Annotated in this window: 15 protein-coding genes and 1 other RNA gene; 12 read left to right on the top strand and 4 right to left on the bottom strand. The window is 64.6% G+C overall.

Annotated features, from left to right (window positions below; genetic code table 11):
- The first annotated feature begins 17 nt into the window (after positions 1 to 17).
- The 10 genes from BJD12_RS07560 (at position 18) to fhuE (ending at position 16585) form a co-directional block, all read left to right on the top strand.
- Positions 18 to 1916, top strand: a complete 1899-nt coding sequence (locus tag BJD12_RS07560) for a type IV pilus secretin PilQ (protein ID WP_042828425.1) — start codon at positions 18 to 20, stop codon at positions 1914 to 1916.
- Between the two features lie 397 nt (positions 1917 to 2313).
- Positions 2314 to 3333, top strand: coding sequence for an AAA family ATPase (locus BJD12_RS07555; RefSeq protein WP_005995826.1), 1020 nt, complete (start codon positions 2314 to 2316; stop codon positions 3331 to 3333).
- Between the two features lie 22 nt (positions 3334 to 3355).
- Positions 3356 to 4318: a DUF58 domain-containing protein gene (locus tag BJD12_RS07550; protein ID WP_039423803.1), complete on the top strand. Its 963-nt coding sequence runs from the start codon at positions 3356 to 3358 to the stop codon at positions 4316 to 4318.
- Between the two features lie 2 nt (positions 4319 to 4320).
- Positions 4321 to 4782 (top strand): DUF4381 domain-containing protein, encoded by a 462-nt coding sequence (locus BJD12_RS07545; RefSeq protein ID WP_039423802.1) that lies wholly within the window; start codon positions 4321 to 4323, stop codon positions 4780 to 4782.
- Positions 4779 to 5786, top strand: coding sequence for a vWA domain-containing protein (locus tag BJD12_RS07540; protein ID WP_005995820.1), 1008 nt, complete (start codon positions 4779 to 4781; stop codon positions 5784 to 5786). Before BJD12_RS07545 ends, BJD12_RS07540 begins: the two co-directional genes overlap by 4 nt.
- Positions 5783 to 7603, top strand: a complete 1821-nt coding sequence (locus BJD12_RS07535; RefSeq protein ID WP_042828424.1) for a VWA domain-containing protein — start codon at positions 5783 to 5785, stop codon at positions 7601 to 7603. Before BJD12_RS07540 ends, BJD12_RS07535 begins: the two co-directional genes overlap by 4 nt.
- Positions 7600 to 9360 (top strand): BatD family protein, encoded by a 1761-nt coding sequence (locus BJD12_RS07530; RefSeq protein WP_005995815.1) that lies wholly within the window; start codon positions 7600 to 7602, stop codon positions 9358 to 9360. The genes BJD12_RS07535 and BJD12_RS07530 overlap by 4 nt, the downstream gene beginning before the upstream one ends.
- Before the next feature lie 1075 nt (positions 9361 to 10435).
- On the top strand, positions 10436 to 11716 hold the full coding sequence (locus BJD12_RS07525) for a dicarboxylate/amino acid:cation symporter (RefSeq protein ID WP_074052521.1): 1281 nt from the start codon (positions 10436 to 10438) through the stop codon (positions 11714 to 11716).
- Positions 11717 to 11935: 219 nt separating this feature from the next.
- The gene (gene tkt, locus BJD12_RS07520; RefSeq protein WP_005994199.1) at positions 11936 to 13936 is read left to right on the top strand and encodes a transketolase; all 2001 of its coding nucleotides are present in this window, start codon (positions 11936 to 11938) and stop codon (positions 13934 to 13936) included.
- A 465-nt stretch (positions 13937 to 14401) separates the two neighbouring features.
- Positions 14402 to 16585, top strand: coding sequence for a ferric-rhodotorulic acid/ferric-coprogen receptor FhuE (gene fhuE, locus BJD12_RS07515; protein ID WP_042828206.1), 2184 nt, complete (start codon positions 14402 to 14404; stop codon positions 16583 to 16585).
- A gap of 333 nt (positions 16586 to 16918) precedes the next feature.
- On the opposite strand, the gene BJD12_RS07510 is transcribed toward fhuE, so the two are convergent.
- A complete protein-coding gene (locus tag BJD12_RS07510) occupies positions 16919 to 17896 on the bottom strand; it encodes a LysR family transcriptional regulator (protein ID WP_005994195.1) in 978 nt (325 codons plus the stop codon).
- A gap of 33 nt (positions 17897 to 17929) precedes the next feature.
- On the opposite strand from BJD12_RS07510, the gene BJD12_RS07505 reads away from it, so the two are divergent.
- On the top strand, positions 17930 to 18694 hold the full coding sequence (locus BJD12_RS07505) for an SDR family NAD(P)-dependent oxidoreductase (RefSeq protein ID WP_005994193.1): 765 nt from the start codon (positions 17930 to 17932) through the stop codon (positions 18692 to 18694).
- A 182-nt stretch (positions 18695 to 18876) separates the two neighbouring features.
- Positions 18877 to 18951, top strand: a non-coding RNA gene (locus tag BJD12_RS07500) — sX9 sRNA.
- 4 nt (positions 18952 to 18955) lie between these two features.
- On the opposite strand, the gene BJD12_RS07495 is transcribed toward BJD12_RS07500, so the two are convergent.
- The 3 genes from BJD12_RS07495 to BJD12_RS07485 all read right to left on the bottom strand — a co-directional run bounded on the left by BJD12_RS07495 (position 18956) and on the right by BJD12_RS07485 (position 23661).
- A complete protein-coding gene (locus tag BJD12_RS07495; protein WP_042828205.1) occupies positions 18956 to 19669 on the bottom strand; it encodes a M23 family metallopeptidase in 714 nt (237 codons plus the stop codon).
- Positions 19670 to 19671: 2 nt separating this feature from the next.
- On the bottom strand, positions 19672 to 20601 hold the full coding sequence (locus BJD12_RS07490; protein ID WP_042828213.1) for a L,D-transpeptidase family protein: 930 nt from the start codon (positions 20599 to 20601) through the stop codon (positions 19672 to 19674).
- A 345-nt stretch (positions 20602 to 20946) separates the two neighbouring features.
- Complete coding sequence (locus tag BJD12_RS07485) at positions 20947 to 23661, bottom strand: TonB-dependent receptor (protein ID WP_042828212.1); 2715 nt, start codon at positions 23659 to 23661, stop codon at positions 20947 to 20949.
- Positions 23662 to 23720 lie beyond the last annotated feature (59 nt).

The following is a 23720-nucleotide window of genomic DNA, read 5'->3' as shown; positions in this document are numbered from 1 at the left end:
TGATAGGGGATAGCACGATGACGTTTTCCAATGCCCAGCGGCTGCGTCCGGTTCGACGCCACGCGATGCTCCAGGCCTGCGCGTTGGGGTTCGCGCTGGCGGTGGCCAGTGGCAGCTCGTTCGCAGCCGCCGCGTTGACCCAGCCTGCGCAGGATCCGGTCAAGGCCGCTCCAGCGAGCCTGGCAGTGTCCAAGATCGATTTCAAACGCGGCGAAGATGGCGCTGGCCGTCTGATCCTGAAGTTCGACGGCCAGGGTGCCAGCCCGGACCTGCGGACCCAGGGCGACAGCGTGCTGGTGGATATCAGCAACGCCCGTCTGCCTGCCGAGCTGCAGCGCCCGCTCAATGTCACCGATTTTGCAACGCCGGTGCAGCGTGTCGAGGTCAAGCCGTCCGGTTCGGGCTCGCAATTGGTGCTGTCGACCAAGGGTGCGTTCGACTCGCTGGCCTACCAGACCGGCAACGAATACGTGGTCGAGATCACCCCGCGCAAGGGCCAGCCGGCGGTCGGCGGCGTGAGCCCGGCAGCGGTGACCCAGGCGGCCGCGCAAATTGCAGCGCGTGGCTACAGCGGCCGCCCGGTGACGTTCAACTTCCAGGACGTGCCGGTGCGCACCGTGCTGCAGCTGATCGCCGAAGAGTCCAACCTCAACATCGTGGCCTCCGACACCGTACAGGGCAATGTGACCCTGCGCCTGATGAACGTGCCGTGGGACCAGGCGCTGGACATCGTTCTGCGCGCCAAGGGCCTGGACAAGCGCCGCGACGGCGGCGTGGTGTGGGTCGCCCCGCAGCCGGAGCTGGCCAAGTTCGAGCAGGACAAGGAAGACGCCCGCATCGCGATCGAGAACCGTGAGGACCTGATCACCGATTACGTGCAGATCAACTATCACAATGCGGGCGCGATCTTTAAGGCGTTGACCGAAGCCAAAGGCATTGGCAGCGGTGGCGGTGGCGGTGGTGGCCAGGGTGGAGGTGCGGGACAGGACAATGGGTTTCTGTCGCCGCGCGGGCGCCTAGTTGCCGACGACCGCACAAATACCCTGATGATCAGCGATATCCCGAAGAAGGTCGCGCAGATGCGCGAGCTGATCTCGCATATCGACCGCCCGGTGGATCAAGTGCTGATTGAAAGCCGGATTGTGATCGCCACGGACACGTTTGCGCGCGACCTAGGTGCCCGGTTCGGTATTGCTGGTCGTCAGCAATATGGTGGAAACACCGGAGTAATTAGCGGTAGCACCACCAATAATGTTTCGATCTTGAATAATGGCATTCACAACGTTCCTGGTGGCCTGAACTTTAACCTTCCCGCTGGCACTTTCACCACTAATACGGCCGGCGCAATCGCATACACGTTACTTGGGCGTAATTTCGCCTTGGATATGGAGTTATCTGCGATGCAAGAGGAGGGGCGAGGCGAGGTGGTTTCAAATCCGCGAATCGTGACCTCGAATCAACGAGAGGGAGTCATTAAGCAAGGGCGGGAAATTGGCTACGTCACGATCAGTGGCGGTGGTGCGAGTGGCCAATCTCAAGCGAATGTGCAGTTTAAAGAGGTGCTCTTGGAGTTGAAGGTGACTCCGACCATTACCAATGACAATCGGGTCTTCTTGAACATGAATGTCAAGAAGGACGAGGTCGCCCGCTTCATTAACTTGCCGCTCTATGGCACGGTTCCAGAGATTAATCGCCGGGAAGTTAATACGGCGGTACTGGTTGGCGATGGCGAAACTGTGGTCATCGGCGGCGTATATGAGTTTACCGATCGCGAAAGTATTGCCAAGGTGCCGTTCCTGGGTGATATCCCCTTCCTTGGAAATCTTTTCAAGAAGCGTGGCCGCAGCAAAGAAAAGGCTGAGCTCTTGGTCTTTGTGACACCGAAGGTGCTGCGGGTTGCGAGCGCAACTCCGTAATCGGATAGAGTCAAGAAAAGGCCGCGAAAGCGGCCTTTTTTATGGCGACGCTGGCTACCCATGGCCGCACAGGGCGTTGGTCGGTGATCAATGTTCTACGGCAGCCGATTGGTGTTGGGCGATCATGACCCGCGCCCGTGCCGCATAGCCGTTCCACTGTATGCGAACTTGGGTCCGCCCGTTCTGACTACACGGTTGACCGAGAGTGCCGTATCGGAAACAGCTCAGGAGAGATTATCGAGAGGACAAGATCTCGAATTTCTTCCGATACTTGCTTGCAAGGACGCAGCAGGCTCAGGTCTTCCGCGTTCGTGACGCAGGGCAGAGGTTCTACAATTACTGAACTTTGACCATCTGCAAGTGAACCAATCGCGTTCGAATCGGTCACACTGGACCTATGAACGCACCGCCGCTACTGCCCCCCGAAGCCGCTGCCGCGCCCGCTGAGGACCGGCTGCATCGTCAATTCACCTCCTTGCGCGAGTCGCTGGCGCAGCGCATCGTCGGTCAGTCGGCGCTGGTCGAGCGGCTGTTGATCGCCTTGCTGGCAGACGGCCATCTGCTGGTCGAAGGCGCGCCCGGGCTGGCCAAGACCACGGCGATCCGTGCGCTGGCTTCGCGACTGGAAGCAGACTTCGCGCGGGTGCAGTTCACCCCGGATCTGTTGCCGGCCGATCTGACCGGTACCGAAATCTGGCGTCCACAGGACAGCCGTTTCGAGTTCATGCCCGGGCCGATCTTCCACCCCATCCTGCTGGCCGATGAAATCAATCGCGCACCGGCCAAGGTGCAGTCGGCGTTGCTGGAGGCAATGGGCGAGCGGCAAGTGACTGTTGGTCGCCACACCTATGCGCTGCCGCAGTTGTTCCTGGTGATGGCGACCCAGAACCCGATCGAGCAGGAAGGCACCTTCCCATTGCCCGAGGCGCAGCTGGATCGGTTCCTGATGCATGTGCGCATCGGTTACCCGCAGGCCGATGCGGAGGCGGAAATCTTGCGCCTGGCACGTGAGGCAGCACGCGACACGCTGGAAAAACATGAGACCGTCCCGGACAAGATTCCGCTGGAAGATGTCTTCGCTGCACGACGCGTGGTGCTGGACGTGCATCTGGCACCGCAGCTGGAGCGCTATCTGATCGAGATCGTGCTGGCCTCGCGCGACCCGCAACGCTACGACCCTGCATTGGCACGGCGCATTGCCTGGGGTGCGAGCCCGCGCGGTTCGATCGCGCTGGAGCGCTGTGCGCGTGCGCGTGCATGGCTGGCCGGGCGCGACTACGTGACCCCGGACGACATTCGCGCCATTGCGCCGGACGTGCTGCGCCACCGCGTGTTGCCCAGCTACGAAGCCACGGCAGAAGGCTGGGACGGCGAACGCCTGGTGGCCGCGTTGCTGGACAAGATTCCGTTGCCCTGATCGGGCAGCGGGTTGCCGAGGTCTGCCGCCCTCTCGCCCGACTCCGATGTCTTCGATGCCGTCTTCCTCCCCTGTGAATCCTGCCTCGTCCGTTGCTGGCGATGGTCTGCGCCCGAGCCTTGCCGAGTTGATCGCATTGCGCGGCACCGCGCTGCATCGCGGGCAGCCCGGGCGTGGCCGGCATGGCCTGGTGGGACCGGTGCCGGCCGCCACCCGCGGGCGCGGGATGGAATACGCCGAGTCGCGCGAATACGTGGCCGGCGACGATGCGCGGCATATCGATTGGCGCGTCACCGCACGTACCGGGCGCGCCCATACCAAGTTGTTTCAGGCCGAGCGTGAACGCTTGAGCCTGATCGTCGCCGACACCTCGCCCGCGCTCTTCTTCGGGACGCGCACGCGCTACAAGTCGGTGCAGGCGGCGCGCGCCGGCGCGGTGGCGGCATGGCTGGCGCAGCGGCAGGGTGATCGGATTGCCGCCTTGCGCGGCACCGCCAGCGAGGCGCCGATCGCGCCGCGGTCGGGCCAGCGTGGCGTGCTGCCGGTGCTGGATGCATTGGCGCGCTGGTACGCGCAACCGCCGTCTGGCGATGCCGGGCTGGATGTGGCGCTGGACCATGCCGCACGCCTGCTGCGTCCCGGTGCGCGGCTGACGGTGCTGGCCGATCCGCGCAGCGCCAGCAAGATTTCGGCGACGCGCTGGTCCGGCCTGGCGTTGCATCACGAGGTGGTGGTGATCGTCCTGGTCGACCCCCTGGAACTGTCGCCGCCGGCGCGTGCGCTGAGTTTCGATGTCCGCGGCGAGCGCATCGCCCTGGACCTGGGGAGCCAGGCTGCGCGCGCGCGTTGGCAGGCCGAGTTTGTTGCGCCGTTGCAACAGCTGGCCACGCTGCTGCAATCGCGCGGCGTGCGGTTGCACCGTCTGTCCACCGACGATGCCAGCGATGCATGGTTGAGCGGCAGCACGCTCATGCGGGGCGCATGACGATGGCACCGCAATCGCTTCCGCTGCGCGATGTCCATCTGCCGCCGTCGCCGTCGTGGTGGCCGCTGGCGCCGGGGTGGTGGTTGGTGATCGCTGCGGTCGTGCTGGTGCTGGCGGGCGCGTGGTTGTGGTGGTGGCGCCGTCGTCGTCGGCAGCGCCGCTGGTTGGCTGCCTTCGATAGCGAACTGCAGCGTGCCACAACCCCCGCGCAGCGCCTGGCGACCTTGTCGATACTGTTGCGCCGCGCGGCGCGCACCGTGGATACGCAGGCCGACCGCTTGCAGGGCGAGGCGTGGTTGCAGTTTCTGGACGGGCGAAAGAGCAAGACGCACGCGTTTTCGCAGGGGCTGGGACGGACATTGCTCGAAGGCGGGTTTCAACGCACACCGGCGGTGGCCGATCTGGATGCCCTGCAGGCATTGGCGCGGCAACGTTTCCTGCAGTTGATGCGAGGCCAGCGATGAACTGGCTGCAGTGGTCGCAATGGCAGGACGCGTTGGCGCACTGCGCGTGGCCATGGGCGTGGTGGTTGATGCCGCTGCCGCTGCTGATGTGGTTCTGGCCGCAGCGCCGTGCCGATACGGCCGCGCTGCGTGTGCCGTATGCCGATCAATTGCATGCGGTTGCCCAGGCACGGCGCGTACCCGCCTTGCGCATGCCGCGCTGGTTGGCCTGGCTGGGGTGGTTTCTGCTGTGCGCGGCGCTGGCGCGTCCGCAGCAACTGGGCGAGGTGATCCAGCCGCCGCGCGAGGCGCGGCAGATGATGCTGGCGGTGGATCTGTCCGGCAGCATGAGCGAGCCGGACATGGTGCTTGGCGGCAATGTGGTCGATCGCTTGACCGCGGCCAAGGCGGTATTGTCGGATTTTCTGGATCGGCGCGACGGCGACCGCGTCGGCCTGCTGGTCTTCGGCCAGCGCGCTTATGCGCTGACACCGCTCACTGCCGACCTCACCTCGGTGCGCGACCAGCTGGCCGACAGCGTGGTGGGATTGGCCGGGCGCGAGACCGCCATCGGCGATGCGATCGCCTTGTCGGTCAAACGGCTGCGCGAGCAGAAACAGGGCCAGCGCGTGGTGGTGTTGCTTACCGACGGCGTCAACACCGCCGGCGTGCTCAACCCGTTGAAGGCGGCCGAACTCGCCAAGGCCGAGGGCGTGCGTGTGCACACCATCGCTTTTGGCGGCAGCGGCGGGTACTCGTTGTTCGGTGTGCCGATCCCGGCCGGTGGCAACGACGACATCGATGAAGCGGGCTTGCGCAAGATTGCCGAGCAGACCGGCGGGCGGTTCTTCCGCGCCCGCGATACCGAAGAGCTTGCGGGCATCTATGCCGAGCTTGATCGGCTAGAGCCGGTGAAGGCGCTCGGCCCGTCGGTGCAGCCGCGCGTGGAGCGTTACTATTGGCCATTGGGCGCTGCCATGCTGGTGGCCTTGCTCGCCTACGTGCTGCCGCGGAGATGGCGATGAACGCGCTGTCTGAAGCAATGACCGCGTTGCATCTATTGCGCCCGGATTGGCTGTGGGCGCTGTTGTTGATCGTGCCGGCCGCGTTGTTGTGGCACCTGCGTCGACGCAGCGCCAATGTGTGGCGTCACAGCGTGGACGCGCATCTGTTGCCGGGCTTGCTGGTGGCCGGTGGCCGGCGCGGCTGGGTGGGCTTCGTGTTGGTCGCGCTGACCTATGCGCTTGCAGTGGTGGCGATGAGTGGGCCGAGCTGGCGGCAGACCGAGCGCCCGGTCTTTCAATCGAGCATGCCGTTGGTGGTGGTATTGGATCTGTCGTCCAGTAGCAATGCGACCGATCTGCCGCCATCGCGCCTGCTGCAGGCGCGCGCCAAACTGGCCACGCTGCTGCGTAAGCGCGCTGGCGGCGAGGTTGCCTTGCTGGCGTATGCGGGGGAGAGCTTCACCGTTGCGCCATTGACCGAAGACGCAACCAACGTTGCGCTGTTTCTGGATGCGTTGTCACCATCGGTAATGCCGGTGGACGGCAAACGTGCCGACAGGGCCATCGATGCAGCGGCCCGGCTGTTGCAGCAGGCCGGCTTTAAACAGGGCGATATCCTGCTGGTCAGCGATAGCGCCGACGGCTCGGCGGAAAGCTCGGCACGTACTGCCCGCGCGCGTGGATTCCATGTTTCTGCACTCGGCGTAGGCAGCCCACGTGGCGCCGCCTACCGCACCGGCAGCGGCGAAATCGCGCAGGCAAAACTGGACGAGGCAAGCCTGCGCGACCTGGCAGGGCAGGGTGGTGGGCGCTACGCCCGCATCGCGCCTGACGACGCGGACCTGCAAGCGCTGGGTGTACTCGATCCCGCGCAGCAGCCGCTGGCCGACGAGACCGCCGAGGCCAACGGCGGCAAGACCTGGCTCGACGAAGGCTACTGGCTGGTGCTGCCGGTGATGCTATTGGCGCTGTTGGCGTTCCGACGCCGCGCAGTGGTGGCGATGGTGGCGCTGATGTGCGTGTTGCCGCTGGCGCAGCCTGCACAGGCGGCCGACGGCACCTTGTGGCAGCGCGCCGATCAGGTGCAGCAGCAGCGCCTGGATGCTGGCGTGCAGGCGTACCGCAAGGGCGATTTTGCCGCTGCGCAAAAGGCATTCGAAGGCGTGCCGACCGACGAAGGGCTGTACAACCTGGGCAATGCGCTGGCACGGCAAGGGCAGTACGACGAGGCGATTGCCGCTTACGATCGTGCGCTCAAGCAACATCCCAAGCAGGCCGATGCGATCGCCAATCGCGCAGCGGTCGACGCAGCGCGCAAGCGCCAGCAGCGCAACGACAAGGATGGCAAAGGCCAGTCCAAGGATCAGAATCAGTCAGGCAAGAACAAGCCCGGTCAGGATTCGTCCGGGCAAGACCAGAAGAACGCGAAAGACGCCGGCAAGGACGGGCAGAACGCCCCAGGCGAGCAAGGCAAGCAGGAGCAACCGCCCGGCGCGCAGGCACCGCAGGACGGCAAGTCGCAGCAGCAACCGTCCAAGGACGGCAAGGGCGAGCAAAGCAAGCAAGACGCGCCACCGCAATCGGCCGATGCAAAGGCGCAGCAGCAGGCCGACGAAGCGCAGCGTCGCAAGATGCAGCAAGCGATGGCGCAGGCCGGCGACAAGGGCGCCGATGCGAAGGGCAAGCCGGAGGACGCCATGGCAAGCGAGACGCCGGAGCAGCGCGAGCAACGCCAGGCGGTGGATGCGTGGTTACGGCGCGTGCCGGACGACCCGGGTAGCCTGCTGCGCACCAAATTCAGGCTGGAATACGAACGCAGACAACGGGACGGACGATGATGGGCACACACCACTTGCGCCGCGGCGCGATCGGCATGCTGGCCTGCATGATGCTGTTCGTTTGCACACCGGTAGGTGCGGTCACGCGCGCCTGGCTGGACCGCGACAGTGCCAATGCCGGCGACGTGGTCATGTTGAATATCGAAACCGATCAGCGCGGCGCCGATCCGGATTACACGCCGTTGCGCAACGATTTTGCACTGGGCGCCAAGAGCGCCAATCAGCAGATGCAGGTGACCAATGGGTCGGTCACGGTGCGCGCGTTGTTCGGCGTGGTGTTGACGCCGCGCAAGAGCGGCGATTTGATCGTGCCTGCGATCCGGGTCGGCAACGAGCGCACCGAGCCGCTGCGGCTGCAGGTGGTGGCCTCGGCGAACGATCCAGCGAGCAACAACAATCGCGGAGGTGGTAGCGGCAATGCCGCTGCCAGTGGGCCAAGCGAGGCGCAGGGCAACGAAGAGGTCTTCGTCCAGACGCAGGTGGACGACCCGCAGCCATACGTGCAGCAAAGTGTGGGCGTGGTGGTGCGGTTGTACTTCGCCAATCAGCTGGCCTCGGGCGAGCTGGATCTGGAAGCGCCCGATGGCGCATCGCTGCAACGCATCGGCGATGACGTCAGTTCGGTCAAGCTGGTCAACGGGCGGCAGTACAACGTGGTGGAGCGGCGTTATCTGCTGGTGCCCGAGCGCAGCGGGCGCTTGCTGTTGCCGTCGGCGCGCTTCAACGGGCGCTCGGTGGGCGGTTTCTTCGATGATTATTTTGGCCGCGGCAATGGCGAGCTGAGTGCGCGCAGCGCCAGCATTCCGCTGCAGGTGCGCGCGCAGCCGGTCAACGCGCCGCAACCGTGGCTGCCATTGCGTAGCCTGCAATTGCGTTATACGGCCACGCCGCAACGCGCAACGGCAGGGGAGGCGACGCAGTTCGTGGTGGAAGCCAGCGCACGTGGCGCCACGCAGGCGCAGTTCCCCGAGTTGCCCACGCCGAGCGTGCCCGATGCGCAAGTGTTCGCCGAGCCGCCGCAATACGAAGAACGTTTTGTGGACGGCTCGCCGCAGTTGCGGTTGACCCGTCGCTATTCGATCGTGCCCAACCGCGCCGGCCCGTTGGTCGTGCCCGGGCTGCAGGTAGCGTGGTGGGACGTTGGCGCAGGTGCGGCGAAGACGGCCTCGGTGCCGGATCTGACCTTGGACGTGGCCGCGGGGAGTGGCGCCTTCGCGGCGCCTGCACCTGCGCCAGCCGACAGCCCGTCGAATACTGCCGCAGCGCCTGCACCCACAGGGGGCACGCTGCGCCTGCAGCCGCCACCCACGCAGCGGCCGTGGGGCTGGATCGCCGCCGCGGCGGGCTTTGCGTTGTTATGGGTCGTGACCCTGGCGTGGGCATTGTTGCGTCGACGCGGTGGCTTACGCCGTGTTCCCGATGTCAACGGCGGCGACGCGCCCGTGCCTGGCCGCCGCGTGACGCATGGCGTGGCCGAGTTGCGCCGTGCGCTGGACAGCGGCGGCATGGACGATGTGGCCACCGTGCTGTGCGGCATGGCCGGCGTTGGCGATATCGACAGCGTGTTGGCAGCGCTGGCAGATCCCGCCCAACGCGCTGCGGTGGCGCGGATGCAGCGCGCCCGCTGGGGCGGCGATGGCGATGTGGCGGGCGCGCGGTCGGCACTGCGCGAGGCTTTTGCCAAGGGACCACGCTGGCGGCACGCGAGCGCTGCAGAACCTGAGGTGCTGGCGCCGTTGTATCCGCCAGCGCCTTGATCGCCTGCGCGGCATCGGCATCGGCAGCGACTGAGGGTCAATAAGCGGCGCCTCCTTGTGCATCGCTGTAGCGCTTGGATCAGCTAACAAGGGCGATGCGGTCGCAACGCGGGCGTGGCTGGCGATGGAAACTCGCTTCTCACTGATCACCCCGGTTCTGAGCGCGTCGCCACATCCATCTGGCAACTGCTCGCTACGTGTTATTGGCCGCGCCTAGTTCCTGGAATATCTGCTGTGTTGCCGAGGGCAAGACGTTGCGGCTGCCATTCGGCTGCAGGTCCCTTGCCCGCTCACCATCGCGGGATACGCTGCAAGTACAACCCTGTAGGCTCCTTGGCGGCATCCATGCCGCCAAAGGTCTCGCGGCGGTAAGCGGGCAAGGGCCAGTCGTGTTGGTCGGCGTGCATGGGAGAGTAATGCATCACGTCGCTCTGCGATCCATGCTGCTCGCTGGCGACACCTCTTTTTACATCAACGTCTGTCTGATGCGAATGCGGCCGCCTACATCGGCAGTCAGCGCGCGCGCTGCGATCAGGTTCTTTCAAGCAAGTACCGACCAACGTCATGGCGCGGTGTCCTTACCGCTTGCGGGACCGTGTGGCGGCATGGATGCCGCCACCGAGCCTCCAGGGACGGATTCACGGCGTGTCCCGGAAGTGGTGAGGGCACCGCGCCCTCGATCAGCCCGGCTTTAGAGCATCGATCTGACTTCAACGCTCACGACCTCAGCCGCAGTGAAATTAGGTGGTCGCAAGTCCCAAGTGCAGTGCCAGGCATAAGGTACAAGTCCCCAATCCCCAATCGCTTGGATGCGAGCATCCACAACCGCGAGCACTCGAAGAACCCACCCACCAACGCATTGCTGCGGTATGCGAATCGCTCCCTGATTCAGGTCGAGCGAAGTATTGGCCGAACATGCCTGGCCTTGCGCGAGATGCATGCTTTGCCGCTTTGCAACGTTCCCACCAACTGCCCTCGCAAGGCACACCTACCCTCGGGCAGCTGCAGCGCGGCGTGGCCGCCGCGATGGCGTTTGTTAAGCTCCAGTCTTTGTGTCCAGATCAAGGCCGACCAGATGACTGCATCCCCAGCCGCACGCCGCCCGGGCCTGCCCCTGCATTGGAAGATGGGCATTGGCTTCGCCGTGGGCCTGTTGTTGGGTCTGGCCGTGTACTACCTGGCCGGTAGCGACGCCGAGTGGGTGCGGCTGGCGACCAAGTACGTGACCACGCCGTTCTCGCAGATCTTCCTCAATCTGATCTTCATGCTGATCGTACCGCTGCTGTTTTCGGCGCTGGTGATGGGCATCTCCGAAATGGGCGACATCCGTGCGCTGGGCCGCGTGGGCTGGCGCACGCTGGGCTACACCGTCGTGCTGTCCGGCATTGCGGTGCTGCTCGGTCTGGTGTTGGTCAACGTGCTCAAGCCCGGTGCGGGCGTGGACCCGCAGCTGGCCAATCAACTCATCCAGGAAAACGCCGACCGCACCCGCGAGATCATTTCCAGCTCCGGCACACAGCCGCAGGGCATGGACATGTTGCTGTCGATCGTGCCCAACAACGTGATTGCTGCCGCGTCCAGCAATGGCGCGATCCTGTCGCTGATGTTCTTCGCTGTGATGTTCGGCGTCGGCATGGTGCTCACCCCCGACGAAAAGGTCGCCACACTCAAGCGCGGCATTGAAGGCATCTTCGAAATTTCGATGACCTTGATCGGGCTGGTGATCCGCCTGGCGCCGTATGCGGTGGCCTGCTTCATGTTCAACCTGGCCGCGCTATTCGGCTTCGATCTGCTGATCCGCCTGGGCGCCTACGTGGGCGTGGTGGTGCTGGCGCTGGGCCTGCACATGGTGGTCAGCTACGGGCTGGCGGTGAAGTTCGCCGGGCGCTCGCCGCTGGGCTTCTTCAAGCAGACCCAGGAGGCCACGATGATGGCCTTCTCCACCGCCTCCAGTAACGCGACCCTGCCTACCGCCTTGCGCGTGGCCGACGAAATGGGCCTGCCGCCGCGCGTGTCGCGCTTCGTGCTGACGGTCGGCGCCACCGCGAACCAGAATGGCACCGCGCTGTTCGAGGGCGTGACGGTGATCTTCCTGGCGCAGTTCTTCAACGTCGACCTGGGCATCGGCCAGCAATTCATGGTGATGCTGGTCTGCATCCTGGGCGGCATCGGCACCGCTGGCGTGCCGTCGGGCTCGCTGCCGGTGGTGGCACTGATCTGCGCAATGGTCGGGGTCAACCCGGTCGGCATCGGCATGATCCTGGGCGTGAACCACTTCCTGGATATGTGCCGCACCGCGCTCAATGTCACCGGCGATCTGGCGCTGACGACCCTGGTGGCCAAGGGCGAGGAATAGGGAATCGGGAATCGTTGAAACGGGCTGGTGCGAGGGTAAGGCCTAAGGCGGGGTCTGGCCGCCTCGCCGATGCAACTTGGCGCGAAGGGGATTCCATCGACCCACCCGCAACGCTGCATTCGATTCCCCAGTCCCGACTCCCGATTCCCGTAACGCGCTGTATGGGAGAATAGGGCTCTCCGCTTCCAGCGGTGTTCCCCTCCGCTTCCATAGACGCCCATGACCCAGCCCACCCGCCGCCAGCTGGCCAACGCCATCCGTTTTCTCGCCGCAGATGCGGTCGAAGCCGCCAAATCCGGCCACCCCGGTATGCCCATGGGCATGGCCGACATCGCCGAAGTGCTGTGGAACGATTATTTCCGGCACAACCCGAACAACCCGCAGTGGTTCAACCGCGACCGGTTCGTGCTGTCCAACGGCCACGGCTCGATGCTGCAGTACGCGCTGCTGCACCTAACCGGTTACGACCTGCCGATCGAGCAGCTCAAGCAGTTCCGCCAGTTGCACAGCAAGACCGCCGGCCACCCCGAGCGCAGCGAAACCCCCGGCGTGGAAACCACCACCGGTCCGCTGGGGCAGGGTTTTGCCAATGCCGTGGGCTTCGCGCTGGCCGAGAAGTTGCTGGCGCAGCGCTACAACCGGCCTGAACTGGAAATCGTCGACCACCGTACCTGGGTGTTCATGGGCGACGGCTGCCTGATGGAAGGCATCTCGCACGAAGCCGCCTCGCTGGCCGGTACCTGGGGCCTGGGCAAGCTGGTGGCGTTCTGGGACAACAACCAGATCTCCATCGACGGCAACACTGCCGGCTGGTTCAGCGACAACACCCCGGCGCGTTTCGAGGCCTATGGCTGGCACGTGATCCGCGATGTGGACGGGCACGATGCCGACAAGATCAAGGCGGCGATCGAAGCGGCGCTGGAAAACAGCGACAAACCGACCCTGATCTGCTGCCGCACCAAGATCGGCTTCGGTGCGCCCACCAAGGCCGGCAAGGAGTCCTCGCACGGCGCGCCGCTGGGCAAGGAAGAGCTGGAAGGCGCGCGCAAAGCGCTGGAGTGGCCGTACGGCCCGTTCGAGATTCCCGAAGAGATTTACGCCGGCTGGCGCGCCGGCGGCACCGGCACGCTGCGTCAGGCCGAGTGGGAGCAGTTGTTCGACAAGTACGGCAAGCAGTACGCGGCCGAAGCAGCCGAACTGACCCGTCGCTCGCACGCCGAGCTGCCGGCCGACTTCATCGCCCAGGCCGATGCCTACATCGCCAAGGCGCAGGAAGACGGGCAGACCATCGCCTCGCGCAAGGCCTCGCAGCTGGCCATCGAAGCCTTCGCACCGTTGCTGCCCGAGTTGATCGGCGGCTCGGCCGATCTGGCGCATTCCAACCTGACCTTGTGGAAGGCCAGCAAGTCGGTGGCTACCGATGACCCGGATGCCAACTACGTGTACTACGGCGTGCGCGAGTTCGGCATGACCGCCATTGCCAACGGCCTAGCGCTGCATGGCGGCTTCATTCCGTTCGATGCCACCTTCCTGGTGTTCAGTGATTACGCCCGCAACGGCGTGCGCATGAGCGCGCTGAACCCGGCACATGCCATCCACGTGTACACGCACGACTCGATCGGCCTGGGCGAAGACGGCCCGACCCATCAGCCGGTGGAGCACTTGGCTTCGCTGCGCTACATCCCCAACAACGATGTGTGGCGCCCGGGCGATGCGGTGGAATCGGCAGTGAGCTGGAAGGCTGCGATCACTCGCAAGGACGGCCCGAGCTGCCTGATCTTCAGCCGCCAGAATCTGCAGCACCAGCCGCGCAGCGCCGAGCAGGTCAAGCTGATCGAGCGCGGTGGCTACGTGCTGGCCGATGCCGAAGGCGGCACGCCCGATGTGATACTGATCGGTACCGGTTCGGAAGTGGGCCTGGCGGTGGAGGCCAAGAAGACGTTGGATGCGGCCGGCTTGAAGACACGCGTGGTGTCGATGCCGTCCACCGACGTGTTTGATCGTCAGGATGCGGCGTATCGCGAATCGGTGTTGCCCAATGCAGTGCGCAAGCGCGTGGCGGTGGAAGCGGGTGTGACCGGCTTCTGGCGCAAGTACGTCGGCCTGGATGGCGATGTGGTCGGTATCGACACCTTCGGCGCCTCGGCCCCGGCCGATCAGCTGTACGAGTACTTCAAGATCACCGCCGAGCACGTGGTGCAGGCAGCGAAGGCGCTGTAACGGCGCGGAGTTGCTTCGGACGAAAAACGCCGGCGAAAGCCGGCGTTTTTTATTGCGGCTGCAACGTGGTGGCATGCGTCGGAAGTGCGGGTTGCCGCCAGGTGATGTTGCCAATCGCGCCTTGCCGATGATGGACGCTGTACGGCGTGCGTGTCGCCAGGATCTGCGGTTTTGCAGAACATCGCTGCAGACATGCCACATCAAACGGTAGCGATAACGGCAGGGAGGCTGACGCTTTGCACAGGCAAACGGTGCCGACGTTTCGCACCTGCCCGGCAGAAGTAAGACCTTACAGTGGCGTTCGCTTGCCCCGGACTCGCTGGCCGGCGGCCTTAGATTGCCTATTTAAAATGTGAATCATTCCCATTAAAATGGTGCGCTGCCGCAGTCTCGCGGCGTGTCCTCCCCTGTTTGCCGCCGCCTCCACGTGGCGGCTTGCCCTCGACTGTCTGTGCCGGAGCTGTGATGAATCGTCCTACCGTAATGCGTCTTCTTCCCATCGCGCTGCGTCCGCGCGCGCTGTCGCATGCGGTGTTCGCCGCGCTGTGCACGTTGTCCGCAGGGCAGGTGATGGCAGAAACGCCGGCCGGCGACGCCGAAGTCACCACGCTGGACCGGCTCAACGTGCAGGGCGAGCAGGTCAAGGGGTATACGGTGGACAAGACCACCGCCGGCACGCGCATGAACCTGTCGCTGCGCGAGATCCCGCAGTCGGTCACGGTGGTCACGCGCGAGCGCATGGACGACCAGAACCTGCAAAGCATCACCGACGTGCTCAACAACGTCTCCGGCATTTCGGTCGCGCAGAGCGACAGCGAGCGGCTGGAGTTCTATGCGCGTGGTTTCTACATCGACAACTACCAGTTCGACGGCATCCCGGCGTACATGGAGCAGGCCTGGAGCTATGGCGATTCGGCGCTGGACGTAGCGTTGTACGACCGCGTGGAAGTGGTGCGTGGTGCGACCGGCCTGCTAACCGGCTCGGGCAACCCGTCGGCGTCGATCAATCTGGTGCGCAAGCACGCAGTGAGCCGCGACTTCACCGGCACCGTGTCGGTGGGTGGCGGCGACTTCAACAAGACCCGCAGCGTGGCCGATGTCACCGTGCCGCTGAGCCCTGAAGGCACCGTGCGCGCACGTGTGGTCGGCGTGTATCAGGACGGCGAATCGGACATGGATCGCTACAACCTGCGCAAGAAGATCGGCTCGGCCATCATCGATGCCGACCTCACCGACAGCACCTTGCTGAGCGTGGGTTACGAATACCAGAAGAAGGAATCGGACGACGTCACCTGGGGCGGCTTCCCGCTGTTCTTCAGCGATGGCACCCGGACCAACTACGACCGTTCGTTCAATCCGGCCGCCGACTGGACGTTCTGGGATACGCGTCTGCAGCGTACCTTCGCCAGTCTGCAGCAGAGCTTTGACAGCGGCTGGATGCTCAAGGCCAATGTGAGCCACGAAAAGACCGAGGCATCCAACCACCTGTTCTATCCGTTCTATACGATCTTCGGTTTCGATCGCGCCACCGGCGGCGGCGTGGTGCCGTATTCGGGCAACTACCAGACCGAGCGCAAGGCCGATGGCGCCGATGTCTATGCGGAAGGCCCGTTCCAGCTGTTCGGGCGCGAGCATCACCTGGTGGCCGGCGCCAGCTACAACCGCCGCGAGTACGTCAACAACGGCACCTTCGATTTCCCGGCGCCGCTGGACAGCTACTTCGGCTGGAATGGCGCGTATCCGGAGCCCAACTGGAGCCCGCGCACGGTGCAGAGCGAAGGCACCATCAAGCAGAAGGCCGCTTACGTGGCTGCACGCTTCTCGCTGGCCGATCCGCTGACATTGCTGGTGGGCGCGCGCTATACCGATTGGCAGATCGATGGCGGCAACTTCGATGCGGCGCAGGGGCTAGTACCGTTCTCCGATAGCCAGACCGAAGTCACCCCGTACGCCGGCCTGGTCTACGACATCGACGACGTGTGGTCGACCTACGTCAGCTACACCGAAATCTTCAACCCGCAGACCTTGCGCGATGCCAATGGCGGCTACCTGGACCCGTTGAGCGGAAAGGGCTACGAAGCGGGCGTCAAGGCCGCGTGGTTCGATGATCAGCTCAATGCTTCGCTTGCCTTGTTCCGCATCGAGCAGGACAACCTGGGCGTACGCACCGGTGGTTTCGTTCCAGGTACCTCCGAGGACGCTTATCAAGCCGCCAACGGTGTGGTCAGCGAAGGCTTCGATTTCGAGGTGTCCGGGCGCCTGACCCAGGGCTGGAATGCCACCTTCGGTGCGTCGCACTACACCGCACGCGACGACAGCGGCACTTCGATCAATACGCATCTGCCGCGCACCACCCTCAAACTGTTCAATAGCTACACCCCGCAAGGTGCGTGGAGCGACCTGACCGTGGGTGGCGGCGTCAACTGGCAGAACCGGTCGTACTACGTGGACCCGGTGTACGGCACGTTCCAGCAGAGTGCCTACGCACTGGTCAGTGCATTCGCCCGCTACCGTCTGTCGCCGCAGTTCTCGGTGCAACTCAACGTCGACAACCTGCTCGACAAGCGCTACTACGCGCAGTTCAACGGCGGTTACGGTGCCTGGGGCGCGTCGCGCAACGGCATGCTGACCTTCAACTACGCGTTCTGATTCCGGACGCTATCGGGCGTTCGTCAGGCTCGGTGTGGTTGATACATGGCACAGGCATCTTGCAGAAGAGGCCTGTGCTTTTTTATGTGCGCTCGACTTGCAGTGGCTTGCAACTATCGTGCAGAAAGGGCGTCAGTTGCGCCGATGCGGGATCACTGCATCTCACGTGCATCAGTTTTGCCGCTTCGAAACAAGGTACTTCTTCGTTGGAATAACGGCCGCAAGACGCCTCGGCCGTTAACGACGCCGCGTGTGCGCTGTAAAACCGGAATGTCGACACCTGCTGCATGACCTGATGGGACGCGCAGCAGGCTGCACCGATGTGCATGATGCTTATTGCAATAGCGGCTGCAGGTGCGGTGCCATCACGCCGGCCACCCAGTCCATGAAGGCGCGCACGCGTTGCGGCAGATGCCGGCGTTGCGCGTGGAGCAGGGTCACCGGCATCGGCTCGGGTGCCAGCTCGGCCAGCACTTCGATCAGTGCCCCGCTGTCCAGGTATGGGCGTAACGGGCTGGCTGGCGCCTGGATGATGCCCAGCCCCGCCAGTGCGGCAGCGAGATAGCCGTCGCCATTGTTCACCGTCACCGGGCCGCGCATCGGCAACAAGTGATAGGCCTGCCCGTCGTAATACTCGAAGCCGGGCGAGCGCTGGCCCAGCGTGGGCACGTAATGCACCAGATCGTGTTGCGCCAGGTCGTCCAGGCACGTTGGCATGCCGCGGCGGGCAAGATACTCGGCGCTGGCGCAGCTGACGATGCGAAACGCGCCCAGCGGACGTGCGACCAGGCTGGTGTCTTCCAGCGTGCCCACACGCAGCACGCAGTCGAACCCCTCGCGCACCACATCCACGCGGCGGTCGGTGCCGCTGATTTCTACCTCCAGCTGTGGGTGCCGCGCCAGAAACGCGGGCAAGGCGGGGATCACGAAGTTGCGCGCGATGCCAGCCGACATGTCCACGCGCAGGCGACCGCGCAGCTGCCCATGTTCGCGCTGAAACATGCTGTGCAATTCGTCCATGTCGTCGAGCAGGTCGCGGCTGCGCTGATAGAACGCCGCGCCGTCGCCGGTGAGTTGCACGCGCCGTGTGGTGCGATGCAGGAGCTGGGTGCCGAGAGAAGCCTCGAGCCGCTGCACGGCGGTCGAGACGCTGGCCTTGGGCAGGCCAAGCGTCTCGGCGGCACGGGTGAAACTGCCCAGCTCGGCCACGCGCAGGAAGGCGCGCAACGATTCCATGGTGTCCATCGATTGGTCGATTATCTTGAACGGTGCAATCAGCGTGAGCCGATTTATGTCACGCAGCAAGCGCAATAGCCTGGGCGGCACCTACTACGGAGCGTGCCGATGTCGACCACCACCACACCCATCACCTTGATCACCGGCGGCAGCCGCGGCCTGGGCCGCAATGCTGCGCTTGCGCTAGCTGCCGCAGGCAACGATATCGTGCTGACCTACCGCAGCCAGGCCGATGAAGCCGCCACCGTAGTGGCCGAGATCCAGACGCTGGGCCGTCGCGCGCAGGCGTTGCCGCTGGATGTTGCGCGGACCGATACCTTCAGCGCGTTCGCTGCGCAGCTGAAGGACGTCCTTGCCGGTTGGGGACGCACGCAGTTCGATGCGCTGGTCAATAACGCCGGCACTGGATTGCATGCAGCCATTGCCGAGACCACGCCTGCGCAGTTCGATGCGCTGGTCGATATCCATCTCAAGGGGCCGTATTTCCTGACGCAGGCGTTGCTGCCGCTGATCGCCGATGGCGGGCGCATCCTCAATGTGTCGAGCGGGCTGGCGCGGTTCGCGCTGCCAGGTGCGTCTGCCTACGCGATGATGAAGGGTGGGGTGGAAGTGTTCACCCGCTATCTTGCAAAGGAATTGGGCGCGCGCGGCATTCGTGCAAATACGCTGGCGCCGGGCGCTATCGAAACCGACTTCAATGGCGGCAGCGTCCGCGACAACGCGCAGGTCAACGCGATGGTGTCCTCGGTCACTGCACTGGGCCGGCCTGGGCTGCCGGACGACATCGGCCCGGTGGTGGCGGCGTTGCTCGCACCCGGTACCGGATGGATCAATGCGCAGCGCATCGAGGTCTCGGGCGGGATGTTGATCTGATCTGATCTGTCAGGCAGTGCGGCGATGCGACTCGACGCATCGCCGCTTGCAAGTCGTTGCAGCGCCCCGAGCGCTTCGCATCGCGCTGCCTATATGTGACGCGTGCTGCGGCGTTGCCTTCGAGCAGCTAACAAAGCTCCTGCGCTCACGGTCAGGCGGGCGCGGTGGATGCCCGGTGCGGCATGGATCACCCCTCCACTCCGGTTCCTGCGCGCCGCCCTTACCTACCTGCGAATGCTCGCTACGGCTTGCTAGCCGCTCTTACTGCAGCGGCTGATCGCCATGCAGGACGGGATAGGGATTCAAGGCCTCGCCCTTCCACCACTGCTTTTCCGGTCCCAGGCGATGGATCTCGAAGTGCAGATGGGGTGCGGCCGGATCGGCATTGCCGGTGCTGCCCACATAGCCGATCACCTGGCCACGCTTGATGGATTGTTTTTCGGCCAGGCCATCGGCGTAGCGTTCCAGATGCGCGTAGTAATAGCAGTACGTGCCGCCTGGCTCGAACTGGTACACGGTCAGGCCGCCACGTTCGCTGTCGAACAGTTTTTCGACCGTGCCGTCTGCCACGGCAAGTACGGGCGTGCCGGCCGGCGCCAGGATGTCGATGGCGTCATGCACGCGGCCTTCGCTGCGTGCATCGGTAAAGGTGTCCTGCAACTTGCTGCGGTCGATGCCCTGCACCGGGATCAGCAGGCCTGTGCCCGCCGATGCCATATCGGCTGCCGCGGCAGCCACAGGCGGTGCGGCTGAAGGTGCTGCCGGACTCGACTCTGCCACTGATGCAGCGGCTGGCAGCGATGCGGCAGATTGTGCAGCGGGCACTGCGGCGGCTGTCTGGCTGGTGGGTGGTGCAGTCACCATCGACGCACTGGCCGACGGCGTGACCGTTGCCTCCGGCGCGCCGCGTTCCAGCCACCAATAGCCGCTCGCCCCGATCGCCACGCCTGCGACCAGAATCATCAGCAGTTTCATGCTTACTCCTGCATCACCACCGGGACCGACGGGCCGACCACGCTGGCCAGATTGACCACGTCCCAGTTGGTCAGACGCACGCACCCATGCGATTCGGTCTTGCCGACATGGCCGGGCTCCGGCGTACCGTGCAAGCCGTAATGCGGCTTGGACAAGTCGATCCACACACGGCCAACCGGATTATTCGGGCCAGACGGCAACGTGGCTTTTTGATCGCCCTTTTTCGCGTCCCAGAACAGCTTGGGGTTGTACTTGAACACGGGGTCGCGCGAGATGCCCAGGATCTTCCAGCGGCCGATCGGCAACGGATCGTGCTTGCTGCCCGACGACACCGGGAACTGCGCGTACACCTTGCCGTCGGCGTCGAACAGGCGCAGCGTCGACTCGGATTTGTCCACGACCAGCTTGGCCGGTTTGGCCAGCGGCGCCACGCCGTCGACGTTGGGCACCTGGATCACGCCACCAGCCTTGCCCAGATCCACGCCGGGGTTGAGCTGGCGCAGCAGCGCCGGGTCGGCATGGAAGCGCTCGCCCAGCGATTCATCCACCGATGTGTAGCCAAGCGAGGGCAGTTTGGCCTGCTCTGCCGGGCCCTTGGGAATCGGCTGGAACGGCCCTGCAACATCGGCGTCGGTCAGCGTGTATTGCACCAGCGCCGGCGTGCTGTCGGCCTGCAACGCCTGCCAGGTCGCGTCATCCAGTTCGCCGGTCACCTTGATGTTGTGCGCAGCCTGGAACCCGGAGACGGCGCGCTTTTGATTCGAGCCACGTTCGCCATCGATCTGGCCCGGCGAAAAATGCGCGCGGTCCAGCAGCACCTGCGCGTGCAGATCCGAGCGTGCGCCGGTGGCGACGGTCTTTGCGGCAGGCGTCGCCGTCGGTGCAGGTGCAGCAGCAGGCGCGGGTTGCGGTGCCTGTGCTAGCGCAGACAGCGAAGCGCTCAACGACAGAGCGAGCAGACAGACGCGAGCGTAAGAGCGAGGGGGCATGTGCAGGTCCGCAAAGAGGCAAGCGCGCACAGTGCCGCAGCTGCCTGCGTTTGCTGCGTGAAATGGCTGCACCCGGACTGACTGAGGCGCGATGGCGCTGCGGTAATCGGTTGCGCGAACCTGCACGACACCGCCGCGTTGCCCGTGGTGTCGTGCAGGTTCGCTTGTGAGACCTCGCACCATTGATCGGAGACCGATCGCCTGCGTCACGCGCAGACAATCGGCCGGTGACTGGTGCGCCCCCGTGCGAGAGCACCCACTTGGTTGCCTACTGCAGTGGCCTGTTGGTCAGTAGGTATAGCCCACTGTCAGCAGGTACACCCGCCCGGTCTGCACATACGCGCCATCGGCGCCGGGATCGTAGGCCATGTAGCCATCGGACTTGCCCTGGGTTTCGTAGAACGTGGCGGCGTTGAGCAGGTTCTTTGCCGACACGCCCACGTCCACATGGTGCGGCAGGTGATAGGTGGCGCTGAAGTCCAGCGACTTGACCGGCTGCAGGTAGTAATTGAGCCGGTCGGTGGTCAGCCCCAGCAATTGCAGGCCGGTGTAGTTGTAGCTCAGGTCTGCGCGCAGATGTGCATCGTCGTAGAACAGATCCAGGTTGTAGATGTGCTCGGGCGCACGCGGCAACCAAGTCTTTTCTGGCTGGTCGGCCCGTTTGCTGTCCGCTTCGCTGCGCTGCAGGGTGAGGTTGGCGGTGACGCCAAGGTTGCTCCAGATGCCAGGCAAATCCTGCAAGCGCTTGCTGCCGGCCAACTCCAGCCCGTACAGCGTGCCGGTGCCACCGTTCTGCGGCATGGTGACCGGGACGCCGTTTTCGAAGGTGGTGCCGGTGGGCACCAATCCTCCGAGCGTGTTGTCGTTGCTGGTTGCCGACTGCGAGGTGTAGATGAAGCCGGTGATGCGCTTATAGTAGGTCGAGGCGCTGAGTACGCCGCCGTTGTGGTCGTAGAACTCGGCCGACAGATCGGCATTGTCGGCCTTGCTCGGCTGCAGATCGGGGTTGGGTTTGGAAATACCGACCACGCGCTGGGTGTCGTCGATGGTGTACACCGTCTCGCCGGAAATCAGGCCAAAGGCCGGGCGGCTGAAACTGCGGCGCAGCGAGGCGCGGTAGACGGTGAGATCGTCGGGCCGATAGTTGATGCTGATGCCGGGCAACACCTGTCCATAGGTGCTGCCGGTGCCGACAAAAGTGCCGCTGTTGCCGTCGCCGCTGGATTGCCAGGAATCGGCCGAGTAGCGGGTCAGTTCGTAGCGTACGCCGGGCAGGATGCTGACCTGGCCAATGTGCAGCGCGGCCATCGCGTAGCCCGAATAGATCGCTTCGGTGCTGGAGGTGGTGTTGGCATTGTAGTCGTTGGCGGTATAGACGCCCGCGCCGTTCGGGTCGTCGATGTATTTGTAGGGCAGGGCTTGCGCGCGCATCCAGTTGCGGTCCAGCAGTTTGAACGGACCTGCGTAGTGCCCGTCGAAGGCGTTGTAGGTCAGGCGGCCGGGAATGGCGCTCAGCGGCGGTCCGCCCGCGGTGGGGAGGGCGTAATTGGGCCCGCCGAAGTACGGCCCGTTGGTGACGAAGTTGCCGTCCTTGTGGAAGAACGGGTGATCGTAGGCGCCGCGGTCGGAATGATCGGCAGACAGGCCGACCTTGACGCTGTCCAGCACATCGCCCTCGACCTGGTAGGTGATATCGGTATGCGCGTTGACGCGGTTGTCGTGGCTGCCGGCATCGTGGCCTTGCACTTTCCACAGCAGCGACGAGTCCAGGTTGTAGAAGAAGTCCTTCAACGCCGCCGAGCTGGGGCCGATGCTGGGGTAGGTCGGGTCGCTGAGGTCGAAGGCGAAGCTGCCCGGGGTGAAGCCATACAGACTGGCCGACACATAGTCCGGCCGGCTGCGCGTACCACGCCCGACCGAGGCGCCGTAGTCGAAACGCAAACGGTCCAGCGTGGTCTGCCCGCCAAGCTGCAGGGTCGCCAGCTTCTCGTCGATGTCGTGGGTGTTGAAGTAGCCGCCGCGCACGGCCGTGGGTTGGTTGCGATAGGTTTCCAGGCGCGCGCTGGATTGATCCTGCTGCCCGGTGACGCCGTAGCTGCCGTAGATGGCGCGCGCATAGAGCGCACTGTTGTCGCCTTGCCAATCCAGCGCGAGGTTGCCGCCATAGCGTTCGATCTGGCTGGTGTACAGGCTGTACTTGTAGCGCGTGCTGATCAGCGGACCGACAGCGCGTAAATCGGTTGCGTTGGCCAGTGCGGGATCGGCCGGCACATATTTGCTGTTGGGCGCCGGTGCCTGCGCCATGTTGTTGTTCTTGCCGTAATAGGCCGATGCGTACAGGCCGAAGGCATGGTCGCTGCCGAATTTCCAGGCGATTTCCTGCTGGAACGTGCCGCCGGTGTCCTTGCCGCCCAGATGCGAGGCCAGCGCATTGAGCTGGCCTTGCGCGGTGCTCTTGGCATAAACGTCCTGGTCGAAATCGAACGCGTTGGGTGTGCGCATGTCGATCGCGCCGCCGATGGCGTCGCCGGGCATGTCGGGTGTGGGCGACTTGGACACCTGGACCGACTGAATGCCGAACGGCGCCAGCATGTTCAAGGAGATCGCGCGCGTCGACGAGTCGGTTTCCGGCATGCCGAAGCCGTTGAGCGTGTACGCGTTGTAGCTGGCGTCCATGCCGCGAATGCTGACGTAGGCGTTCTCGCCGGTGGTGGCCTGGCCCAGATGCATGTCGCTGTAGGACGACAGGCCCGGCAGATGCGCCACGACATCGGCGATGCCGCCGGAGGGGATGGCATCGATCTGCTGCTTGCTCATCACGCTGTTGACGCTGCTGGACAACCGTTGCTCGTTGAGCGAGCCGGGCGTGGCGGCGTGCTTGGCCTGCACGTTGACCGAATCCAACGTGGTGGTGGCCAGTTCCGGCGTCTCGGCCAACACGGGTGCAGACAGCACCAATGCGATGGCGCAGCTCAGGCGGTGAATGGTGCGGGGAGTGTGCATGCGGTGACTCGCGTAGGTGAAAGGGGGCACCTGGCCTTGACGCGGGCGCAGGCGTGCAG

The sequence above is a fragment of the Xanthomonas vesicatoria ATCC 35937 genome (assembly GCF_001908725.1).
Taxonomy (GTDB): domain Bacteria; phylum Pseudomonadota; class Gammaproteobacteria; order Xanthomonadales; family Xanthomonadaceae; genus Xanthomonas; species Xanthomonas vesicatoria.
Note: the sequence above shows the minus strand (reverse complement) of the source record. Positions and strands in the feature narration are given on the sequence as shown.